The sequence below is a fragment of the Pseudolabrys sp. genome (assembly GCF_050250095.1).
Taxonomy (GTDB): Bacteria; Pseudomonadota; Alphaproteobacteria; order Rhizobiales; family Xanthobacteraceae; genus Pseudolabrys.
On the sequence record NZ_JBFWPH010000008.1, the window covers coordinates 65,650 to 84,997 of the forward strand.

Consider the following 19,348-nt stretch of genomic DNA (forward strand, 5'->3'; position numbering starts at 1 on the left):
CATCGGCCGTAAGCGTTTTACGTCAAGCAACGCACTCAACGATCCACGTCGATCGGAGTGCGTTTTTTTACGCCTCCGCCGACGGGTTCCGGCCTGGAGAATACCCCGTGGCTCCCTCATCGACGCTCGGTCCCGAACGCAGCCGTCTTCTGCTGCTGACGGCCGTTCTGTTCGTCGCTTATCTCTGCGTCGCCATTCCGCTGCCGATCGTGCCGGTCTATGTCACCGGCCAGCTCGGCTTCAGCAACCTGTGGGCGGGCCTTGCCGTCGGCATCGCGTTCTTCAGCACCATCCTCACGCGCGGCTATGGCGGCGCGCTGTCCGACCGGCGCGGCGCGAAGCTCGCGGTGTCGCGCGGCCTTGTCGTCTATATCGCCGGCACGCTGATCACCGCGCTGGCCGGCTTTCTGTCCGCGACGCCGCTGACGGCATATCTGGTGCTGCTCGCGGGCCGTCTGCTGCTCGGCCTCGGCGAAAGCCTGGTCGGCGTCGGCATCAGCGCGTGGGGCGTCGGTCTGGTCGGCCCGGCGCGCGCGGCGAGCGTGCTCGCGCTGATCGGCTCCGCGATCTACGCCGCGCTTGCCGTCGGCGGTCCGGTTGGGCTGCTGTTGTACGACCGGTTCGGCTTTACCGGCGCGATGGCGATCAGCGCGCTGCTGCCCGGCCTCGGCCTGCTGTTGATCTGGCGCATGAGCGACTTCGCCGTGCAATCCGGCGCGGCGCGCCCGCCGTTCTGGGGCGTGATCGGCAAGATCTGGTGGCACGGCATCGTCGTCTGCCTGCAGGGCATCGGCTTCGCGGTCATCGGCGCGTTCTTCGTGCTCTATTTCCTCGACCGCGACTGGAGCCATGCGGGTCTCGGCCTCACGGCCTTCGGCGGTGGCTTCGTTCTCGCGCGCCTGCTGTTCGGCCGGCTGCCGGACCGTGTCGGCGGTCTTCCCGTTGCGATCGGCTCGCTCGGTGTCGAAGCCGTCGGCCAGTTGCTGATCTGGAGCGCGACCGATCCCTCCGTTGCGCTCGCCGGCGCATTTCTGACCGGGCTCGGCTGCTCGATGGTCTTTCCGGCGATGGGGCGCGAGGTCGTGCATCTCGTCGAGCCGCATCTGCGCGGCACCGCGCTCGGCGGCTATGCCGCGTTTCAGGATGTCGCCTACGGGCTGACCGGGCCGGTGGTCGGGCTGCTCGCCGACCGGGCCGGCTACGGCAGCATCTTCCTCGTCGGCGCGGTCGCCGCCGTCGCGGGCCTCGTGATCGCGGCGCTGTTGCGGCGCTCGACGATCTCCGCCGCGCGCTGACCGGCCTCAAAAACAAAATGGCCGGGGGTTGCCCGGCCATTTCATGTCTTGAAGCGGTCGCGCATCCTAGCGCCAGTCGACCTTCTTGATCTCATAGGCCTTGGCGCCGCCCGGTGCGTTCACCTCGACGCTGGTGCCCTTGGTCTTGCCGATCAGCGCGCGCGCGAGCGGCGAGGTGATCGAGATCTTGCCGGACTTCGCGTCCGCTTCCGGCTCGCCGACGATCTGCCACACCTTCTTCTCGTCGGTGTCCTCGTCGATCAGCGTCACGGTCGCGCCGAACTTGATGGTGTCGCCCGACAGTTTCGAAACGTCGATCACGTCGGCGCGCGCGAGCTTGTCCTCAAGCTCCGCGATGCGGCCCTCGTTGATCGACTGCTGCTCCTTGGCGGCGTGATATTCGGCGTTCTCCGACAGGTCGCCGTGCGAGCGCGCCTCGGTGATCTGCTGGATGATGCGGGGCCGCTCCACCTGCTGGCAATGCTTCAGCTCGGTCTCGAGGACCGTGTAGCCGGCGGCCGTCATCGGTATCTTGTCCATCTCTCGTCTCCTCCTGGCGCGCGCGGGACGCATTTGGAACTGCGCCGCTGCCGCCAAGTGGTCGACCGGATCGCTCCAATCGACTCGAAATTCGACTCCGGCGACGGGTTTCCGTCTTCCGGAGTCCTTGCAAATGGGCCGGACAAAAGTTTCGATCCGGCGCGGGGCGGAACCCGCGCACTGATCGTAACCCGCCGGACCGGTTCACCGCCAGTGGCGGCCCGCCGTCAGGAAAACCCGTCAGGCGCGGCCGTTGAAGTAGCTCTGCAGCGCATGTACCTCGAGATCGCCCCCGAGATAGGCCTTGATGCCCTGCGCCGCGGCGACGGCACCTGAAAGAGTGGTGTAGTACGGCACTTTATGCAAGAGGGCGGCCTGGCGCAGGGAATGGCTGTCCGCCAGCGCCGAAGCACCCTCGGTTGTATTGAAAACGAGCTGAACTTCGCCGTTTTTGATGGCATCGACGATGGATGGGCGGCCTTCCGTCGCCTTGTTCACCCGCGCCGCGGGGATGCCGTGTTCGGCCAGAAACCGCTGGTTGCCGGACGTCGCGATGATCTTGAAGCCGAGGTCGCCCAGCAGTTTCACCGCGTCGAGCACGCGGGGCTTGTCGGCATCCCGGACCGAGACGAACACGGTGCCGCTCTTCGGCAGGCGCGAGCCGCCGCCCAACTGGCTTTTGACGAAGGCGATGTGGTGCTCGTGGTCGAGACCCATCACCTCGCCGGTCGATTTCATTTCCGGTCCGAGCACGGTGTCGACGCCGGGGAAGCGCGCGAACGGGAACACCGCTTCCTTCACCGCGACGTGCTTGTAGACCGGCGGCTTCAGCTTGAAGGAGGCGAGGCTTTCGCCGGCCATGACGCGCGCCGCGATCTTGGCGACCGGCAGGCCGATCACCTTGGCGACGAAAGGCACCGTGCGCGAGGCGCGCGGGTTGACCTCCAGCACGTAGATTGCGCCGTCCTTGATCGCGTATTGCACGTTCATCAGCCCGCCGACATTGAGCGCGAGCGCGAGGTCCCGCGTCTGCCGTTCGAGTTCGGCGATCGTTTCCGTCTTCAGCGAATAGGGCGGCAGCGAGCAGGCCGAGTCGCCGGAATGAATCCCGGCCTCCTCGATGTGCTCCATGATGCCGGCGATGAACGTGTCCTTGCCGTCGCAGAGGCAGTCGACATCCACTTCCGTTGCGTCGGTCAGGTAGCGGTCGATCAGCAGCGGGCTCTTCTTCGACACCACCAGTTCGCTCGGCCGGTTGAGGTCCGACGTGAGGCGGGCGAGATAACGATCGAGCTGCGCCTTGTCGTAGACGATCTCCATCGCGCGGCCGCCCAGCACATAGGACGGTCGGATGACGACCGGATAGCCGATCCGGTCGGCGGCATCGCGCGCCGCCGTCGGGCTCGGCGCGATCGCGTTCTGCGGCTGGCGCAGCTTGAGTTTGTCGAGCAGCGACTTGAAGCGGTCGCGGTCTTCGGCGAGGTCGATCGCGTCCGGCGAGGTGCCGAGGATCGGGATCTTGGCTTTCTCCAGCGCGTCGGCGAGCTTCAGCGGCGTCTGGCCGCCGAACTGCACGATCACGCCATGCAGCGTCCCCTTCGTTCGTTCGGTTTCGAGAATCTCCAGCACGTCTTCCGCGGTCAGCGGCTCGAAATAGAGGCGATCCGAGGTGTCGTAATCGGTCGACACCGTTTCCGGATTGCAGTTGACCATGATGGTCTCGTAGCCCGCCTCCTTCAGCGCGAAGCAGGCATGGCAGCAGCAATAGTCGAACTCGATGCCCTGGCCGATGCGGTTCGGCCCGCCGCCGAGAATGACGACCTTCTTGCCGTCCGACGGCCTCGCTTCGTCGGCCGGCTTGCCGGCGAACGGCGCCTCGTAGGTCGAATACATGTAGGCGGTCGGCGAGGCGAATTCGGCGGCGCAGGTGTCGATGCGCTTGAACACCGGCCGCACGCCGAGTTTTCGGCGCTGCGCGGTCACGTCCTCGACCTTCGCCTTGGTCAGCGCGGCGAGACGCTTGTCGGAAAAGCCCATCGCCTTGAGGCGGCGGAACGCGCCCGCCGTCGCCGGTAGGCTCTTGGTCTTGATTGCGGCTTCGGTGTCGATGATGTCGCGGATCTGGGCGAGGAACCAGCGGTCGATGCCGCAGGCGTCATAGATAAAATCGTCGGTCGCGCCGGCGCGCATCGCCTGCGCGAGTTTCAGCAACCGGTCCGGCGTCGGCCGGCCGAGCGCGGTGCGGATCGCGTTCTTGTTGTCGGGCGAGTCGAGGCTCTCGGCCGGATCGAAGCCGTCAATGATCGTATCGTCGAGACCGGTCAGGCCGTTCTCCAGCGAGCGCAGCGCCTTCTGCATCGACTCCTGGAAGGTGCGGCCGATCGCCATCGCTTCGCCGACCGACTTCATCGAGGTGGTCAGCACGTTCGATGCGCCGGGGAATTTCTCGAAGGCGAAGCGCGGGATTTTCGTGACGACGTAATCGATGGTCGGCTCGAACGAAGCCGGCGTCGCGCCGCCGGTGATGTCGTTGGCGATCTCGTCGAGCGTGTAGCCGACCGCGAGCTTGGCCGCGACCTTGGCGATCGGGAAGCCGGTCGCCTTGGAGGCCAGGGCAGACGAGCGCGACACGCGCGGATTCATTTCAATAACGACGAGACGGCCGTCCTTCGGGTTCACCGCGAACTGCACGTTGGAGCCGCCGGTCTCGACGCCGATCTCGCGCAGCACCGCCAGCGAGGCGTCGCGCATGATCTGGTATTCCTTGTCGGTCAGCGTCAGCGCGGGGGCGACGGTGATCGAATCGCCGGTGTGCACGCCCATCGGGTCGAGGTTCTCGATCGAGCAGATGATGATGCAGTTGTCGCGTTTGTCGCGCACCACCTCCATCTCGTACTCTTTCCAGCCGAGTACGCTTTCCTCGATCAGCACCTCGCTGGTCGGCGAGGCGTCGATGCCGCCCTCGACGATGTCGATGAATTCCTCGCGGTTGTAGGCGATGCCGCCGCCGGTGCCGCCGAGCGTGAACGACGGCCGGATGATGGCGGGGAGGCCGATGTCGTTGAGCGCCTTGAGCGCGCTGCCGAGATCCTTGACGTGATGCGAGCGCGGCGTCTCGAGGCCGATCTTCGTCATCGCCTCGCGGAATAGCTCGCGGTCTTCCGCCTTGTCGATCGCCTCGGCGGTCGCGCCGATCATCTGGACGTTGAACTTGTCGAGCGTGCCCATCTTCTTGAGCGACAGCGCGCAGTTGAGCGCGGTCTGGCCGCCCATGGTCGGCAGCAGCGCGTCCGGCCGCTCCTTCTCGATGATCTTCGAGACGATCTCCGGGGTGATCGGCTCGATATAGGTCGCGTCGGCGAGATCGGGATCGGTCATGATCGTCGCCGGGTTGGAGTTGACCAGGATCACCCGGTAGCCTTCCTCCTTCAGCGCCTTGCAGGCCTGGGTGCCGGAGTAATCGAACTCGCAGGCCTGGCCGATGACGATCGGCCCCGCGCCGATGATCATGATCGATGTGATGTCGGTCCGTTTGGGCATGGGTCTCCGGGTTGTCTGCGCGCAAAAAAAGACGCGCTTGCGCGCGTGTCCTTGGCCCCCCGGCGAGGGCTCTTATGACCCCGCGCGCGAGGTTGCTTAGACCAGAATCGCCGGAGGGGAAAGGGCGTCCTGGCTCTTGGTCACAAGGCAGAAAAGTGCCGGTTTCCAGCGCTTTTAGCGCCCCGGACCGACCGAACGCAGGATGACGTCCACCACCCAGTCCCGCCACGCCGGCAGGTTGTTGCCGGTCAGGTCGACGTCGAGAAACGCCGACAGCGTGTGGATGTTCGAGACGTAGAAATAGTTGAGCGCGAGCACCGACAGGTAGAGCTTGAGCGGCTCGACGCCCTTGCGGAACACGCCCTGCTCGACGCCGCGCCGGTAGATGCGCTCCATCAGGCGCAGCGCCGGTGACGACAGTTCCTTGAGTTTCTTCGATTTCCGGACGTAGCGGCCCTTGTGCAGATTCTCGTTGTTGAGAATGGTCAGCATTTCCGGATGGGCGAGATAATGGTCGAGCGTGAAGTGGACGAACCGCGTCAGCGCATCCACCGGATCGGCCTGATCGAGCGCGAGGGCGTTTTCCGCCTCCCACATGTCCCGGTAGACCTTCTCCAGCACCTCGATGAACAGCCGCTCCTTGCTGCCGAAGTAGTAGTAGATCATGCGGTCGTTGGATTTCGCCGCCCGCGAAATCAGGTTGATCCGCCCGCCGCTTAATCCGCGCTCGGCAAAAATCCGGGTCGCCGCGTTGAGAATGTTCTCGCGGGTCGCTTCGCTGTCGTAGGGACGTTTTGCCGCGCGCCGGCGCGGGCCGGGCCGGGATTTCGCGCCGCGAGCCTGCTCGAACGAGGCCGTCTTGCCGCTGCCGCCGCTGCGTTCTGTCATGAGACTTCCGGTCCGCCTGCCGGCGCTCTCTATGCTCCACCGTTTCCGGCGACACAAGAACCGGAGCGGCCGCTTTGCCGTTCGTCGCGCGCATGGCGCGGCAAAACCGCTTGCCAGACCCGGACCCGCTCGTTTAGCATTAGAATGAGTTAAGTACTTACTACATTCTTTCACAAGCCCGGGCCGGCTTGCGGACCGGGCGGAAGGAGGGTCGCGATGGCGAACTTCGTGCGAAATGCCTGGTACCCGGCGGCCTGGTCGCGGGACATCGGCCGCGCGCTCACCCGCCGCGAAATCCTGGGCGACCTCGTCGTGCTGTATCGCAAGCAGGATGGCTCGGTCGCGGCGCTGGAGGATGTCTGTCCGCACCGCCTCGCCCCGCTGTCGATGGGCAAGCTTAAGGGCGACAACCTCGAATGCGGCTATCACGGCATGACCTTCGACTGCGCCGGGCAATGCGTGCGCATCCCCGGCCAGCCGATCATTCCGCGCACCGCCAAGGTGCGCGCCTATCCGATCGTGGAACGGCTCGGCCTGGCATGGATCTGGACCGGCGACGCCGACAAGGCGGATACCGCGAAGCTCTATGACCTCGGGCAGTACCATGACCCGGCCTGGAGCGCGGTCGAGGGTGACGCGCTGCCGATCGACTGCAACTACCTGTCGCTCGCCGACAACCTGTGCGACCCGGCGCATGTCAGCTTCGTTCATCTGTCGACGCTCGGCAACGCGGCGAGCGAGGACATCCCGGTCGAGCACAAGCGCACCGACGACGGCGTGCTGACCTGGCGGTGGATTCCCGACGCGCCGGCGATCCCGCTGTTCCAGAAATTCGGCAACTTCACCGGCAATGTCGACCGCTGGCACTACTATCACTATCACGCCCCCAGCATCGCGGTGATCGACTTCGGCAGCGCGCCGGTCGGCGCCGGCGCGATGGACGGTCGGCGCGACAACTGCATCCAGTTCTTCGCCTGCCATTTCATCACGCCGGTCGACGAGAGCCGTTGCATCGACCACTGGCTCTACGTGAAGAACTTCAAGTCGGACGAGCCGACCACCAAGGCGATGAGCGATCAGTTCCGCGTCGCCTTCAACGAGGACAAGGACATCCTCGAGGCGATCCAGAAGAACGAGGATCGTCCCGGTGCGCGGCGTCCGATGCGCATCAAGATCGACGCCTCGCCGGTGCAGATGCGGCGGATCATCGATCACATGATCGAGCAGGAAACGGCGGTTGCCGGGGCGACCGCCGCGTAATTCTCCATTCACGCGATCAAACAGGAGCGACCGTCATGACGAAATCCCCGGTAGCCTTCGCGGCGCTGGTCACGGCCGTATTGTCCTTCGGCGCAGCCGCCGGTGCAGCGGACGCCATCAAGATCGGCGACATCAACAGTTACAAGGCGATGGCCGCCAGCAACACCCATTATCGTCGCGGCGTCGAGCTGGCGCTCGAGGAGGTCAACGCGGCAGGCGGCGTGCTCGGCCGCAAGCTTGTCGTGATCGAGCGCGACGACGGCGCCAATCCGGGCGAGGCGGTGCGCGCGGCCGAGGAACTGATGACGCGCGAGAAGGTCGATCTGCTGAGCGGCACGATCCTGTCGCATGTCGGCCTCGCCGTCGCCAACTACGCGAAAGCCCGCAAGGTGTTCTTTCTGGCGTCCGCGCCGCTGACCGACAAGCTCGTCTGGTCGGAAGGCAACCGCTATACCTATCGCCTGCGCCCCTCGACCTACTCGCACGCCGCGGCGCTGGTGCCCGAGGCGGCGAAGATGAAGAAGAAACGCTGGGCGATGGTCTATCCGAACTACGAGTACGGCCAGGCCGCCGTCGCGACCTTCAAGGCGCTGCTGAAGGCGAAGCAGCCCGACGTCGAATTCGTCGCCGACATGGCGACGCCGCTCGGCAAGATCGACGCCGGTGCCGTGGTGCAGGCGCTGACCGACGCCAAGCCCGACGCGATTTTCAATGTGCTGTTCGGCTCCGACCTCGCCAAGTTCGTCCGCGAGGGCGAGACGCGCAGCCTGTTCGCGGGCCGCGAGGTCTTGAGCCTCTTGACCGGCGAGCCGGAATATCTCGATCCGCTCGGCAGCGACGCGCCGAAGAACTGGGTGGTCACCGGCTATCCCTGGTACGCGATCAAGACGCCGGAACACGACAAGTTCCTCGCCGCCTACCAGAAGAAATTCAACGACTATCCGCGCATCGCCTCGCTGGTCGGCTACGCGACCTACAAGGCGATCGCCGCGGGCATCGCCAAGGCCGGCTCGACCGACGCCGAGAAACTGGCGGACGCCTTCAACGGTCTGACGTTCGACACCCCGTCCGGCAAGGTGACGTTCCGCCCGCAGGACCACCAGTCGACGCTCGGGCTTTATGTCGGACGCACCGGCATCAAGGACGGCAAGGGCTATATGACGTCGTTCGAGTATGTCGACGGTCACAAGCTTCAGCCGAGCGATGCCGAGGTGAAGAAATTCCGCAGCGGCAGCTGATTGTGGGATTCCGCGCGTCCTTGGGACCCTGCGGGGCTCTTTCGGCCCCGCGTGCGAGGTTGCTTAGACCAGATTTCGGGCTGGGAAGGTTACCCGTGCCATCCGCAGTGGATGTCGAAACATCGGAAAACTCTGCGAAAAGCCCGATCTGGCCGGGTGAGCAGGGCGTGGGAGGATCGCGGTTCGGCATCCCGTCCCGCAATTGATTTCGGGCAATTTCAGCGCGTCTCGGACCGGCCATAAAGGGAAGGATAGGACGGTCATTCGGAGTCGCGCGAGCCATGTCGTACCGGATCAAATGGATTGCCGCGCTGGCGGCGATTGCCGTGTTGGCCGCGGGCGGCCTGTTCTGGCGCGCGACGCGGCCGATCCCGGTGCGCACCGCCGCGCCGGCGTCGAATATCGAAGTCCGCGTGTTCGGGATCGGGACGGTCGAGGCGCAGGTTCTTTCGAAAGTCGGGTTCCAGATCGGCGGCAAGGTGGTCGCCCTCGCTGCGGATCAGGGCGATCGCGTCGCCGCAGGTGCCCTGCTTGCCAAACTCGACGATGCGGCCCAGCGCGCCAAAGTGATGAAGACGCAGGCCGCGGAGCGTCAGGCCGCCGCGAATCTCGCCAGGTCGCAAGCGCAGCAGGCCCGGGCGCAGATTTCTTATCAACAGAAGAAGCTTGTCAGCGAGCGGCGGCAAGCGCTTGCCGGCCGTGGTTCGGTGTCGCAGGAGCAGGCGGACGACGCCCAGACTTCGGAAGGGCTGGCGGGAAGCGACGTCAGGGTTGCAGCCGCGGACGCGGGCGTTGCGGCGGCGCTGCGCGATGACGCTGCTGCGCAGTTGCAAATCGAGAATGTCGTGCTGGCCCAACACGAGCTTCGTTCGCCGTTCGAGGCGCGCGTCATTGCCCGCCACAAGGAACTTGGCAGCGTCGCCAATGCCGGCGAGGCGGTCTTCACATTGATCGAGCCGCAGTCGATCTGGGTCCGTGCCTATATCGACGAGGCGTTGGCCGGCGGGCTCGAGATCGGTCAGACCGTTTTCGTGCGGTTGCGTTCCGAGCCCGACCGCACCTTCGAAGCCGGGATCGTTCGCATCGATCAGGAAAACGATCGCTTGACCGAGGAGCGGCGCGTCTATGTGCGCTGTCGCGGCTGCGATCCTCGGCATCAGATTCGCATTCTCGGCGAGCAGGCCGAAGTCGAGATCGTCAAGCGTGTCATCCCGTCCGGCATTTTTGCGCCGCTGAAATTCGTGACCGGCTACGATGGACGCTTCGGCACCGTCTGGTTGCTGGAGAACGGACGGCTTGCGCGCTTGCGGGTCGAATTCGGCGAACGCCTGCTGGACGGCCGCTTGCAACTCGTTTCGCCGCTGCCGCAAGGGTCTGCGCTCGTCGTCGATTCGCGCACCGATCTGCGCGAGGGGCGCGCGGCCTACGCGATGCAAGCGAGCGGGTCGTGACATGAACCTCGCGCTCAAGGACATCCGGCACAATGTAGGCCGCTTCCTGTTGACCTGCTTCGGCCTCAGCCTGCTGCTCGGCATCGTCTTTGCGATGGTCGGTATCTATCGCGGCCTCGTCCTCGAAGCGCTTGGGCTTGCCCGCGCGGCGCAGGCCGACGTTTGGGTGGTCGAGGGTGGCACGCGCGGTCCTTTCGCGGAATCTTCGCGCCTGTCCGGCGACCTTCGTGATGCCATCGCGGCGCAATGGGGCGTGGCTGCGGCCGGCGCGGTGGCTTACCAGAATGTTGAGGCTCGGCACCGCGATACGATCAGGCGCCTGCTGGTCGTCGCGTCCGAAATCGGCCGTCCGGGCGAGGCGCTGAATATCGTCGAAGGCCGGCCGTTGCTGCGCAGCCGTTATGAAGCGGTCGCCGACCGGCGCGCCGGGTTCGCGCTCGGCGAAATGATCGCGCTCGGCCGCGACACCTTCACAGTGGTCGGTTTGACTGAAAATCAGGTCGCTTCCGGTGGAGACCCGGTCGTTTTCATCACTCTGCGCGACGGCCAGAAGCTCCAGTTCGACCTGGCCCCGGCCGCTGCGCGTCGCGAGGCGGTGCGTACCAACGGCGCGGCCGGCAGCACCGACACCGTGAATGCCGTGCTGGTGCGTTTGATGCCGGGTATCGATGCCGCGCAATTTGCGAAGAGCATTGCCCGCTGGAAGCATCTGTCGGCCATCACGCAGGTGGAGCAGGAAACGATCCTGTCGCGTTCGGTCATCGAGCGCGCCCGCCGTCAGATCGGTCTGTTTACCAGCCTGCTGCTCATCGTTTCGACGGTCATCATCGGACTCATCATCTACACGATGACGATCGACAAGAAGAAGTCGATCGCGACACTGAAACTGATCGGCGCGCCGGACCGGCGCATTGTCGGTCTGATCGTTCAGCAGGCGCTGGCGTTGGGCCTCATCAGCTTCGTCACGGGTGCCGCGCTGATCCACGCCGCGCAGGACTACTTCCCGCGGCGGCTGGTGCTGGAAAACACCGACGCCGGAATGCTGTTTGCCGTCGTGCTTGTGGTTTGCCTGATCGCGAGCGGCCTCGGCGTGCGCACGGCGTTGAAGATCGATCCGGCATCGGCGTTGGCGGGATAGCCATGGTCGCACCGGTCGTCGAGCTCAGAGAGATCAGCAAGCATTTCGGCGAGGGTGCGACGCGTGTCGATGCCTTGCGTTCCGTCTCGCTCGATATCTATCCCGGCACCGTGATCGGCCTGCGTGGGCCGAGCGGCTCCGGCAAGAGCACGCTGCTCAATGTCATCGGCTGCATTCTCGAGCCGAACCGCGGCAGTATGAAGTTGAGCGGCGAACTCGTTTACGACAACAGGTGGCTGCGCTCGGATCTGCGCGGCCTGAGGCTGGAAAAGATCGGCTTCATCTTTCAGTCGCACAATCTGCTGCCGTTCCTCAATGCGTGGGAGAACGTTGCGATTGCGCGCATTCTCGCCGGGGCGGCGGCGCCGGAGGCCGAAGCGCGCGCGCTCGAACTGCTCACCTATCTCGGGATCGAGCGCCGCAAGGACGCCATGCCGGGGCAATTGTCCGGCGGTGAGGCGCAGCGGGTGGCGATCGCGCGGGCGCTCGCCAACGATCCGCGCATTGTACTGGCCGACGAGCCGACCGCGGCGCTCGATTCCCAGCGCGCCGGCGCGGTCATGGACCTGCTTCGCAAGGTGGCGGTCGAGCACGGCACCGCCGTGATCGTGGTCACGCACGATGAGAAGATCTTCAATCGCTTCGACCACATCTTTGCGCTGCGCGACGGCGCGCTGGAAACGGACCGGGATCGCGCCGCCTGACGGTCGCATCCCCTGTCTAAATCTTTGTCACAATTACTGTTTTCTTTGAGGAAATGGAGGCCCAGCCTGGATTCGAACCAGGGTGTGAGACCTTGCAGGGTCTCTGCGTCGCCGCTCCGCCACCGGGCCGTCAGTAGGAGAATACCTACTGCGACAAGATGTGCAGCACCCGTCTTACAGTAACGTTAAGCGTCGGCGGCAGGAGCTGCCTATGGGGCGATTAGGCCGGCGGTTTCAGGCAGAAGTTTTTGCGCGGAAGGTCATGCGCGCCGGATTGTGCTCCAGGTTGCGCGCGAGCCGTTCGCCGGCAAAGCCCGCGGCGGCAAGCTTCGCCAGAAACTCCGCCTCGCCGTAGGTGGTGAGGCCGAGCTTCTGCCGCAGCGCCCGGTAGTCGGAAAACAGCGTGCGCGCCATGCCGGCGAGCGCGGCGACAAGAAATCCGTTGCGCCAGGCGTAGCGCAGCAGCGCCGCGAGATCCGCGACGGCGCTGACGCCGGGCGGATTGACGTCGCCGATCATGAGCGCCCCGCCGGGCGCGAGCAGCCGCTTCCAGACGCCGAGCAGCCGGTCGAGTTCGTCCGGCGTCAGATACTGCGACACCGAATTGACGACGATGATGTCGAAGCTGCCGGCCGGCATCGCCGCGACCTCATCGGGCGATGCGATGGCAATCTTCCCCTGGCCGGCAAAGCGCGCGGCGAGATGGTCCCGGACATGCGGCGCCGACTCGCACAGCGTCAGATGCGAGGTCTTCGCGGCGACGGTGCCGGCATGCAGCGCCTCGCCGCAGCCGTAGTCGAGCACGCGCAATCCCTCGCGCGGCAGCAGCGCGACGATGCCGTCGGCGATGTCGCGGTAGTGCACATCGAAGTGCCGGGCGTTGACGTAGATCGAGTGCTGGCTGTCCCAGAAGCTGACCCAGTCGTGATGCTGATTCATGTCTTGAAACTTTTAGGTCGAAACGTCGTGGTGCCGGAAATAACGCGGTCAATGTGGCCTTATCGGGCCGGTCTCACGCCGTCTTGTCGCGCCACAACTGCATCAGCGGGCCGTCGCCGCCGGTGACCGGGTCGGTTTCCGGCAGCGGCACTTGCGGGATCGAGGCCAGCGCCTGCTCGCGCTCGAACTTGCTGCCGCGGCACAGGTCGTATTTGCCGCTCGGCGGATAGGCGCCGATCACGCTGAGGTCGGGGCTTTCCCAGAGGCACTGGTGGCCGGTGCCGGCCGGCAGCACGATCACATCGCCCGGCGCGACATCCAGCTCCTCGCCCTTCTCGCCGCCGAACCGCACCTTGGCGCGGCCGCGCGCGATCACGAGCGCTTCGTGGATCTGCGAGTGGTAGTGAACGTAAGGATAGATGCCGTTGCGCCAGATGCCGACCCAGCCGTTGTCCTTCAGCACGTCGGAGATGCGCGCCTCGGCGTCCGGCGTGCCGGCGAGGCTGATGCCGTTGCGATAGATCAGCAGCGGCAAGGCGGGATTGTTCGGGATCGAGCCGTCGTCCTTGAAGAGATAGGTCTCGGGAACAGGACGTCGTGCCGACATTGCAAGGTCTCGGGCGATTTCGGTCTCAGGCAATCTTGCGTTTGGCCTGCCGCATCATCTCGACGAAGCGGCGGAACAGATAATGACTGTCGCGCGGGCCGGGCGAAGCTTCGGGGTGATATTGCACGGAGAACACCGGCTTGTCTTTCAGCGCGATGCCGCAGTTCGAGCCGTCGAACAGCGATACATGCGTTTCGGTCGCGTTCGGCGGCAGCGATTTGCCGTCGAGCGCAAAGCCGTGGTTCATCGAGGTGATCTCGACCTTGCCGGTGGTGAGGTCCTTCACCGGATGATTGGCGCCGTGGTGGCCCTGATGCATCTTGGCGGTCTTGCCGCCGACCGCGAGGCCGAGCATCTGGTGGCCAAGACAAATTCCAAAAGTCGGTACGCCGGTGTCGATCACCTTGCGGATCACCGGCACCGCATATTGCCCGGTCGCCGCCGGATCGCCGGGGCCGTTCGACAGGAACACGCCGTCCGGCTTCAGCGCGAGAATGTCGTCGGCCGATGTCGTCGCCGGCACCACCGTCACCTTGCAGCCGACGCCGGCCAGCAGGCGCAGGATATTGCGCTTGATGCCGTAGTCGATCGCGACGACGTTGAATTCGGGGTTGGTCTGCCGGCCGTAGCCCTTGTTCCATTCCCAGGGCGTCTCGTCCCAGGTGAAGCGCTGGCTCGAGGTCACCTGCGGCACGAGATCCATGCCGACGAGACCCGGCCATTCGCGCGCCTGTTTCTTCAAGGCGTCGAGGGCGAATGTGCCGTCGGCGGCGTGCGCGATCACGGCATTCGGCATGCCCTTCTCGCGGATCAGCGCGGTCAGCGCGCGGGTGTCGATGCCGGCGAGGCCGACGATGCCGCGCGCCTTCAGCCACGCGTCGAGGTGGCGCGTCGCGCGGTAATTCGCCGGCTGCGTGATGTCGGCATGCAGGATGACGCCGCACGCCCCCGGCCGCGCCGCCATGTTGAGGCTCTCGATGTCCTCGTCATTGGTGCCGACATTGCCGATATGCGGGAAGGTGAAGGTGATGATCTGCCCGGCATAGGACGGGTCGGTGAGGATTTCCTCGTAGCCCGTCATCGCCGTGTTGAAGCAGACTTCGCCGACCGCCTGGCCGGTCGCGCCGAGCCCGTGGCCCTCCAGAACCGTTCCGTCGGCCAGCACCAAAAGTGCCGTGGGTTTGGGCTCGGCCCACCCCGCCGCGGACGTTCCTTGAGTCTGGGTCATGGCCTCTTAGTTGCGTATTATAGGGTGAGAGGCAAGGGGCGCTGACGCCCTATTCGCCCCAAAAGGGGCTGCAAGGCCCCGTCTGTTTCGTGTTGTATTGAAGGTCAGGTTTCGGGGTGAATTTCGAAAATGCCCCGGTGGAAGGAGTCCAGAAATGACGGGTCCGGCGAGGGAAAACTACCGCGAGGACGTGGCGGGTCGCGCCAATGTCGAGGACACCGCCGAGCTGAAGGCCTACTACGGCGACCTCGAGCGCTTCGAGGCGGCCGCCCTGTGGACGGTCGCCAACAAGATCGAGCCGTGGGAGCCGAAATCCGAATCGCAGCCGGTGCTGTGGCGCTACGCGGATCTGCGCGAGCCGGTGCTGCGCTCGGTCGAGCTGGTTTCGCCGGAGAAGGCCGGCCGCCGCGTCATCTATCTGAACAATCCCGGTCGGCGCGACGTCGCCGCCGCAGTCGGCTGGCTCTATTCCGGCCTGCAGGTGATGAAGCCGGGCGAGGTCGCCTCGGCGCACCAGCATTCGGCCTCCGCGCTGCGCTTCATCATGGAAGGCAAGGGCGCCTACACCATCGTCGACGGCCACAAGATGACGCTCGGCGAAAATGATTTCGTGCTGACGCCGAACGGCTCGTGGCATGAGCATGGTGTTGAAGCGGACGGCACGCATTGCATCTGGCAGGACGGCCTCGACATCCCGCTCGTCAACGCGCTCGAAGCCAATTTCTACAAAGTGCATCCCAACATGCAGCAGCCGGTCGCCTATCCGGTCGACGACTCGAGCTACGCCTGGGGCGCGCCGGGCCTGCAGCCGGTCGGCCACGACTGGACCAAGGACTACTCGCCGCTCCTGAAATACGAATGGGAGCCGACCTACGAGGCGCTCACGAAATACGCGAAGTCGACCGACGGCTCGCCGTTCGACGGTGTGCTGATGGAATATGTGAACCCGAAGACCGGCGGCCCGGTGATGGCGACCATCGGCGCCTCGATGCAGTTGCTGCGTCCGGGCGAGAAGACCCGCGCGCATCGTCACACCGGCTCATCGATCTATCAGGTCGCCAAGGGCGAGGGTTACTCGATCATCGGCGGCAAGCGATTCGACTGGAAGAAGCGCGACATCTTCTGCGTGCCGGCCTGGGCTTTCCACGAGCACGGCAATGCATCGAAGAGCGACGACGCCTGCCTGTTCTGCTTCAACGATCTTCCCGTCATGCGCGCCCTCGGCCTCTATCGCGAGGAAGCCTTCGGCGAGAACCAGGGCCATCAGCCTGTCAACTGAGCATGATCCCGAAAAGTGGGAACCGGTTTTCGGGCAAGATCATGCTCGAAAGAAAAAATAGCAACGCATAGCAAGCAAAGGAAATTACCCCGATGGGTCACCAGCACGATCCGAAAGAAACCATGGGCGAGGTGTTCGAGCGCGGCCTGAAGCTGCGCCGCGAAGTGCTCGGTGCCGAATATGTCGACGGCTCGCTGAAGAACGCCAACGACTTCATGATGGCGTTCCAGCACATGACGACCGAATGGGCCTGGGCCTATGCCTGGGGCCGGCCGACGCTCGACAAGAAAACGCGCAGCATGCTCAACCTCGCGATGCTGACCGCGCTCGGCAAGACGCCGGAGATCAAGCTGCATGTCCGCGGCGCGATCAATAACGGCCTCACCGTCGAGGACATCAAGGAAGTCTTAATCCATGCCACCGCTTATTGCGGCATCCCGGCAGGCCTCGACGCCTTCAAGGCGGCGAACGAGACGCTGAAAGAGATGGGCAAGGTGAAGTAATTATTTCTCCGTTCGTCCCCGCGAAAGCGGGGACCCAGTCCAAAGAAAAACTGGATTCCCGCTTTCGCGGGAATGAGCGGGAGAAAACAGACAGGACGTGACATGCTGCGCGACGACATCAACAAGGCTCTGACCGAAGCGATGAAGGCGAAGCAGGAGCTGAAAGTCTCCACGCTTCGCATGATCAACTCGTCGCTGAAGAACGCCGACATCGAGGCGCGCGGCAATGGCAAGCCGCCGCTGGATGACGCCGCCGTGCTGGCGCTCTTGCAGAAGATGATCAAGCAGCGCCAGGAGTCGGTCGAGCTTTACAAGAAAGGCGGCCGCGACGATCTGGTGAAGCAGGAAGAAGAAGAGATCGCGATCTGCTCGGCCTACCTGCCGAAGCAGATGAGCGAGGCCGAGATGGGCGCCGCGATCGACGCCGCCATCAAGGAAACCGGCGCCGCTGCCGTGAAAGACATGGGCAAGGTGATCGGCGTCCTGCGCGGCAAATATGCCGGGCAGATGGACATGGCCAAGGCGAGCGCGGCGGTGAAGGGCAAGCTCGGTGGCTGATCCGCCGGCGTGGTATCCCGCACCTGTGGATAACTAGGAAAAGGCTCGCAACCTCAAGGGATTCGGCTGCTGTCCCGGAATGTCGTCCTTTCGCCGGGTCGGCGGGCCTATGATCGGGGACGATTCGGCCCCCATCAGGCAAAGCAGACCGCACGGAGCGATGCGTTTCCCGCCCCAGTTCCTCGACGAATTGCGCGCGCGGCTTCCGGTTTCGGAAGTCGTCGGCAAGCGCGTGAAGCTGACGCGCGCCGGGCGCGAGTGGAAGGGCCTGTCGCCGTTCAACAAGGAAAAGACGCCGTCGTTTTTCGTCAACGACCAGAAGCAGGCGTGGTTCGACTTCTCGTCGGGCAAGAACGGCAGCATCTTCGATTTCGTGATGCAGACGGAGGGCACGACCTTCCCCGAGGCGGTCGAGCGGCTCGCGCAGATGGCCGGCATGCCGCTGCCGAAAGTGTCGCGCGAGGACGAGGCGCGCGACGCGCATCGCAAGACGCTGCATGACGTGATGGAGCTTGCGGCGAAGTTCTTCGAGACGACGCTTGCTTCAAGGGCGGGCGCCAAGGCGCGCGGCTATCTCGCCGACCGTGGCCTCGATTCCGCGACGCAGTTGAAGTTTCGCCTCGGCTACGCGCCGGCGGACCGCCACGCGCTGAAAGAACATCTCGGCAAGCAGGGCATCCCGGTGCCCGACATGGTCGAGGCCGGCCTGCTGGTGTCGGGCGAGGACATTCCGGTTCCTTACGATCGCTTCCGCGACCGCGTCATCTTCCCGATCACCGACATTCGCGGCCGTGTCATCGCCTTCGGCGGCCGCGCGCTCGAGAAGGACGTGCCGGCGAAATATCTGAACTCGCCGGAGACGCCGCTCTTCCACAAGGGCGGCACGCTGTTCAACATCGCCGCCGCGCGGCAGGCTTCTCACGATGGCGCGCCGGTCGTCGTCGTCGAAGGCTATGTCGATGTCATCGCGATGGTGGCGGCGGGTTTCTCCGCCGCCGTCGCGCCGCTCGGCACCGCTTTGACGGAAGATCAACTGGGCCTGCTCTGGAAGATGGCCGACGAGCCTGTGCTGTGTTTCGACGGCGACAAGGCCGGCCTGCGCGCCGCGTTCCGCGCCGCCGAGCTGGCGCTGCCGCGTTTGAAGCCCGGCAAGTCATTGTCCTTCGCGCTGCTGCCGGAAGGGCAGGACCCCGACGACCTTCTGCGCTCGGCGGGCCGCGCCGCGGTCGAGGAGGTCGTCAAGGCCGCGCAGCCGCTCGCGCAGATGCTGTGGGTGCGCGAGACCGAGGGACAGGATTTCACGACGCCGGAGCGCCGCGCCGCGCTCGAAGCGCGCATCGGCGAAATGATGAACCAGATCGCCGACGAGTCGGTGCGCAAATATTACCGGCAAGATTTCAGCGCGCGGCTGCAGCAGTTCTTCGTGCCGCCGCAACGCAGCGGCGGCTATGACAGGCCGCAGGGCGGTGCATTCGGCGGCCCGCGCCGCGAGCGCGGCGGGGAGCGGAACTGGCGGGCCGATGCGCGCGGTCCCTCGCGCAATCCCGGCAACCGCGCGACGCCCTATCTCGTCGTCAGCCAGCAGCTCGCCGCGAGCCCGCTGCATCGCGGCCACCGCACCGCCATTCCGCGCCGCGAGGCGCTGCTGCTGCAGGCCGCGCTCAACCATCCGTGGCTGCTGCACGACCACATGGAGGATTTCGCCTCGCTCGAGTTCCGCCACGCGGACTCCGAGCGGCTCAAGGGCGCGATCATCGACCTCGCCGCGCACGACCACGCGCATGAGCCGGAGGCGCTGGCCGCTGCCTTACGCGAGCGGGGGCTGGGCGAGGTGATGGAGCGGGTCGAGCGGGCGATCACCACCGGCGGGGTCTGGGGGGCCGGGCCGGGGGCCGGGCCGCAGGACGTTCTCATCACCTGGGGCCAGCTTGTCGGCTTGCATCGCCAGTGGCATTCACTAATTAAGGAGCTGAAGGATGCCGAGCAGGCCCTGGGCCAGGACGCCACCGAGGCCAATTTTTTGCGCTTGCGCGACGTGAAGGCGCGGCTATCCAAGATGGATGGAACTGAAGCCCTCGTGGAGGGGTTTGGTTCGTCATCGGGCCGGTCGTCCGGCGGTAGCGCGCTGTAAATCGGCGGAAATTGCGGGCTTTCGGGGGAGCGCGGACGAAACAGCGGGA

16 protein-coding genes and 1 tRNA gene are annotated in these 19,348 nt (G+C 65.2%); 10 read left to right on the plus strand and 7 right to left on the minus strand.

Features of this window, described 5'->3' with window-relative positions; all coding sequences use genetic code 11:
* The first annotated feature begins 107 nt into the window (after positions 1-107).
* Entirely contained in the window at positions 108-1,295 is a 1,188-nt protein-coding gene (locus AB7F10_RS19085; RefSeq protein ID WP_428563647.1) for an MFS transporter, read from the plus strand.
* A gap of 66 nt (positions 1,296-1,361) precedes the next feature.
* On the opposite strand, the gene greA is transcribed toward AB7F10_RS19085, so the two are convergent.
* From greA to AB7F10_RS19100, 3 genes are all read right to left on the minus strand, one after another.
* Positions 1,362-1,835, minus strand: coding sequence for a transcription elongation factor GreA (gene greA, locus AB7F10_RS19090; RefSeq protein ID WP_428563645.1), 474 nt, complete (start codon positions 1,833-1,835; stop codon positions 1,362-1,364).
* A 240-nt stretch (positions 1,836-2,075) separates the two neighbouring features.
* Positions 2,076-5,375 (minus strand): carbamoyl-phosphate synthase large subunit, encoded by a 3,300-nt coding sequence (carB, locus tag AB7F10_RS19095; RefSeq protein WP_428563643.1) that lies wholly within the window; start codon positions 5,373-5,375, stop codon positions 2,076-2,078.
* A 174-nt stretch (positions 5,376-5,549) separates the two neighbouring features.
* Complete coding sequence (locus AB7F10_RS19100) at positions 5,550-6,263, minus strand: TetR family transcriptional regulator (protein ID WP_428563641.1); 714 nt, start codon at positions 6,261-6,263, stop codon at positions 5,550-5,552.
* A 216-nt stretch (positions 6,264-6,479) separates the two neighbouring features.
* Between AB7F10_RS19100 and AB7F10_RS19105 the strand changes: the two genes are divergently transcribed.
* The 5 genes from AB7F10_RS19105 to AB7F10_RS19125 all read left to right on the plus strand — a co-directional run bounded on the left by AB7F10_RS19105 (position 6,480) and on the right by AB7F10_RS19125 (position 12,054).
* Positions 6,480-7,523, plus strand: coding sequence for a Rieske 2Fe-2S domain-containing protein (locus tag AB7F10_RS19105; RefSeq protein WP_428563639.1), 1,044 nt, complete (start codon positions 6,480-6,482; stop codon positions 7,521-7,523).
* Positions 7,524-7,558: 35 nt separating this feature from the next.
* The gene (locus AB7F10_RS19110; protein WP_428563637.1) at positions 7,559-8,761 is read left to right on the plus strand and encodes an ABC transporter substrate-binding protein; all 1,203 of its coding nucleotides are present in this window, start codon (positions 7,559-7,561) and stop codon (positions 8,759-8,761) included.
* Between the two features lie 329 nt (positions 8,762-9,090).
* Positions 9,091-10,212 carry an efflux RND transporter periplasmic adaptor subunit gene (locus tag AB7F10_RS19115; protein WP_428563635.1) on the plus strand — a complete coding sequence of 374 codons (1,122 nt, stop codon included), beginning with the start codon at positions 9,091-9,093 and terminating at the stop codon, positions 10,210-10,212.
* Position 10,213: 1 nt separating this feature from the next.
* Positions 10,214-11,350, plus strand: a complete 1,137-nt coding sequence (locus AB7F10_RS19120) for an ABC transporter permease (RefSeq protein WP_428563813.1) — start codon at positions 10,214-10,216, stop codon at positions 11,348-11,350.
* 2 nt (positions 11,351-11,352) lie between these two features.
* Positions 11,353-12,054: an ABC transporter ATP-binding protein gene (locus AB7F10_RS19125; protein ID WP_428563633.1), complete on the plus strand. Its 702-nt coding sequence runs from the start codon at positions 11,353-11,355 to the stop codon at positions 12,052-12,054.
* A 54-nt stretch (positions 12,055-12,108) separates the two neighbouring features.
* Here AB7F10_RS19125 and AB7F10_RS19130 read toward each other — a convergent pair.
* The 4 genes from AB7F10_RS19130 to carA all read right to left on the minus strand — a co-directional run bounded on the left by AB7F10_RS19130 (position 12,109) and on the right by carA (position 14,828).
* Positions 12,109-12,183 (minus strand) — tRNA-Cys (locus tag AB7F10_RS19130).
* 105 nt (positions 12,184-12,288) lie between these two features.
* A complete protein-coding gene (locus tag AB7F10_RS19135) occupies positions 12,289-12,993 on the minus strand; it encodes a class I SAM-dependent methyltransferase (RefSeq protein WP_428563631.1) in 705 nt (234 codons plus the stop codon).
* A 73-nt stretch (positions 12,994-13,066) separates the two neighbouring features.
* Complete coding sequence (locus tag AB7F10_RS19140) at positions 13,067-13,600, minus strand: cupin domain-containing protein (RefSeq protein WP_428563629.1); 534 nt, start codon at positions 13,598-13,600, stop codon at positions 13,067-13,069.
* 25 nt (positions 13,601-13,625) lie between these two features.
* On the minus strand, positions 13,626-14,828 hold the full coding sequence (gene carA, locus AB7F10_RS19145; RefSeq protein ID WP_428563627.1) for a glutamine-hydrolyzing carbamoyl-phosphate synthase small subunit: 1,203 nt from the start codon (positions 14,826-14,828) through the stop codon (positions 13,626-13,628).
* Positions 14,829-14,982: 154 nt separating this feature from the next.
* Between carA and AB7F10_RS19150 the strand changes: the two genes are divergently transcribed.
* The 4 genes from AB7F10_RS19150 (at position 14,983) to dnaG (ending at position 19,299) form a co-directional block, all read left to right on the plus strand.
* The gene (locus tag AB7F10_RS19150) at positions 14,983-16,107 is read left to right on the plus strand and encodes a cupin domain-containing protein (protein WP_428563625.1); all 1,125 of its coding nucleotides are present in this window, start codon (positions 14,983-14,985) and stop codon (positions 16,105-16,107) included.
* Positions 16,108-16,199: 92 nt separating this feature from the next.
* On the plus strand, positions 16,200-16,610 hold the full coding sequence (locus AB7F10_RS19155) for a carboxymuconolactone decarboxylase family protein (RefSeq protein ID WP_428563623.1): 411 nt from the start codon (positions 16,200-16,202) through the stop codon (positions 16,608-16,610).
* Positions 16,611-16,712: 102 nt separating this feature from the next.
* Positions 16,713-17,168, plus strand: a complete 456-nt coding sequence (locus tag AB7F10_RS19160) for a GatB/YqeY domain-containing protein (RefSeq protein WP_428563621.1) — start codon at positions 16,713-16,715, stop codon at positions 17,166-17,168.
* Positions 17,169-17,328: 160 nt separating this feature from the next.
* A complete protein-coding gene (gene dnaG, locus AB7F10_RS19165) occupies positions 17,329-19,299 on the plus strand; it encodes a DNA primase (RefSeq protein WP_428563619.1) in 1,971 nt (656 codons plus the stop codon).
* Positions 19,300-19,348 lie beyond the last annotated feature (49 nt).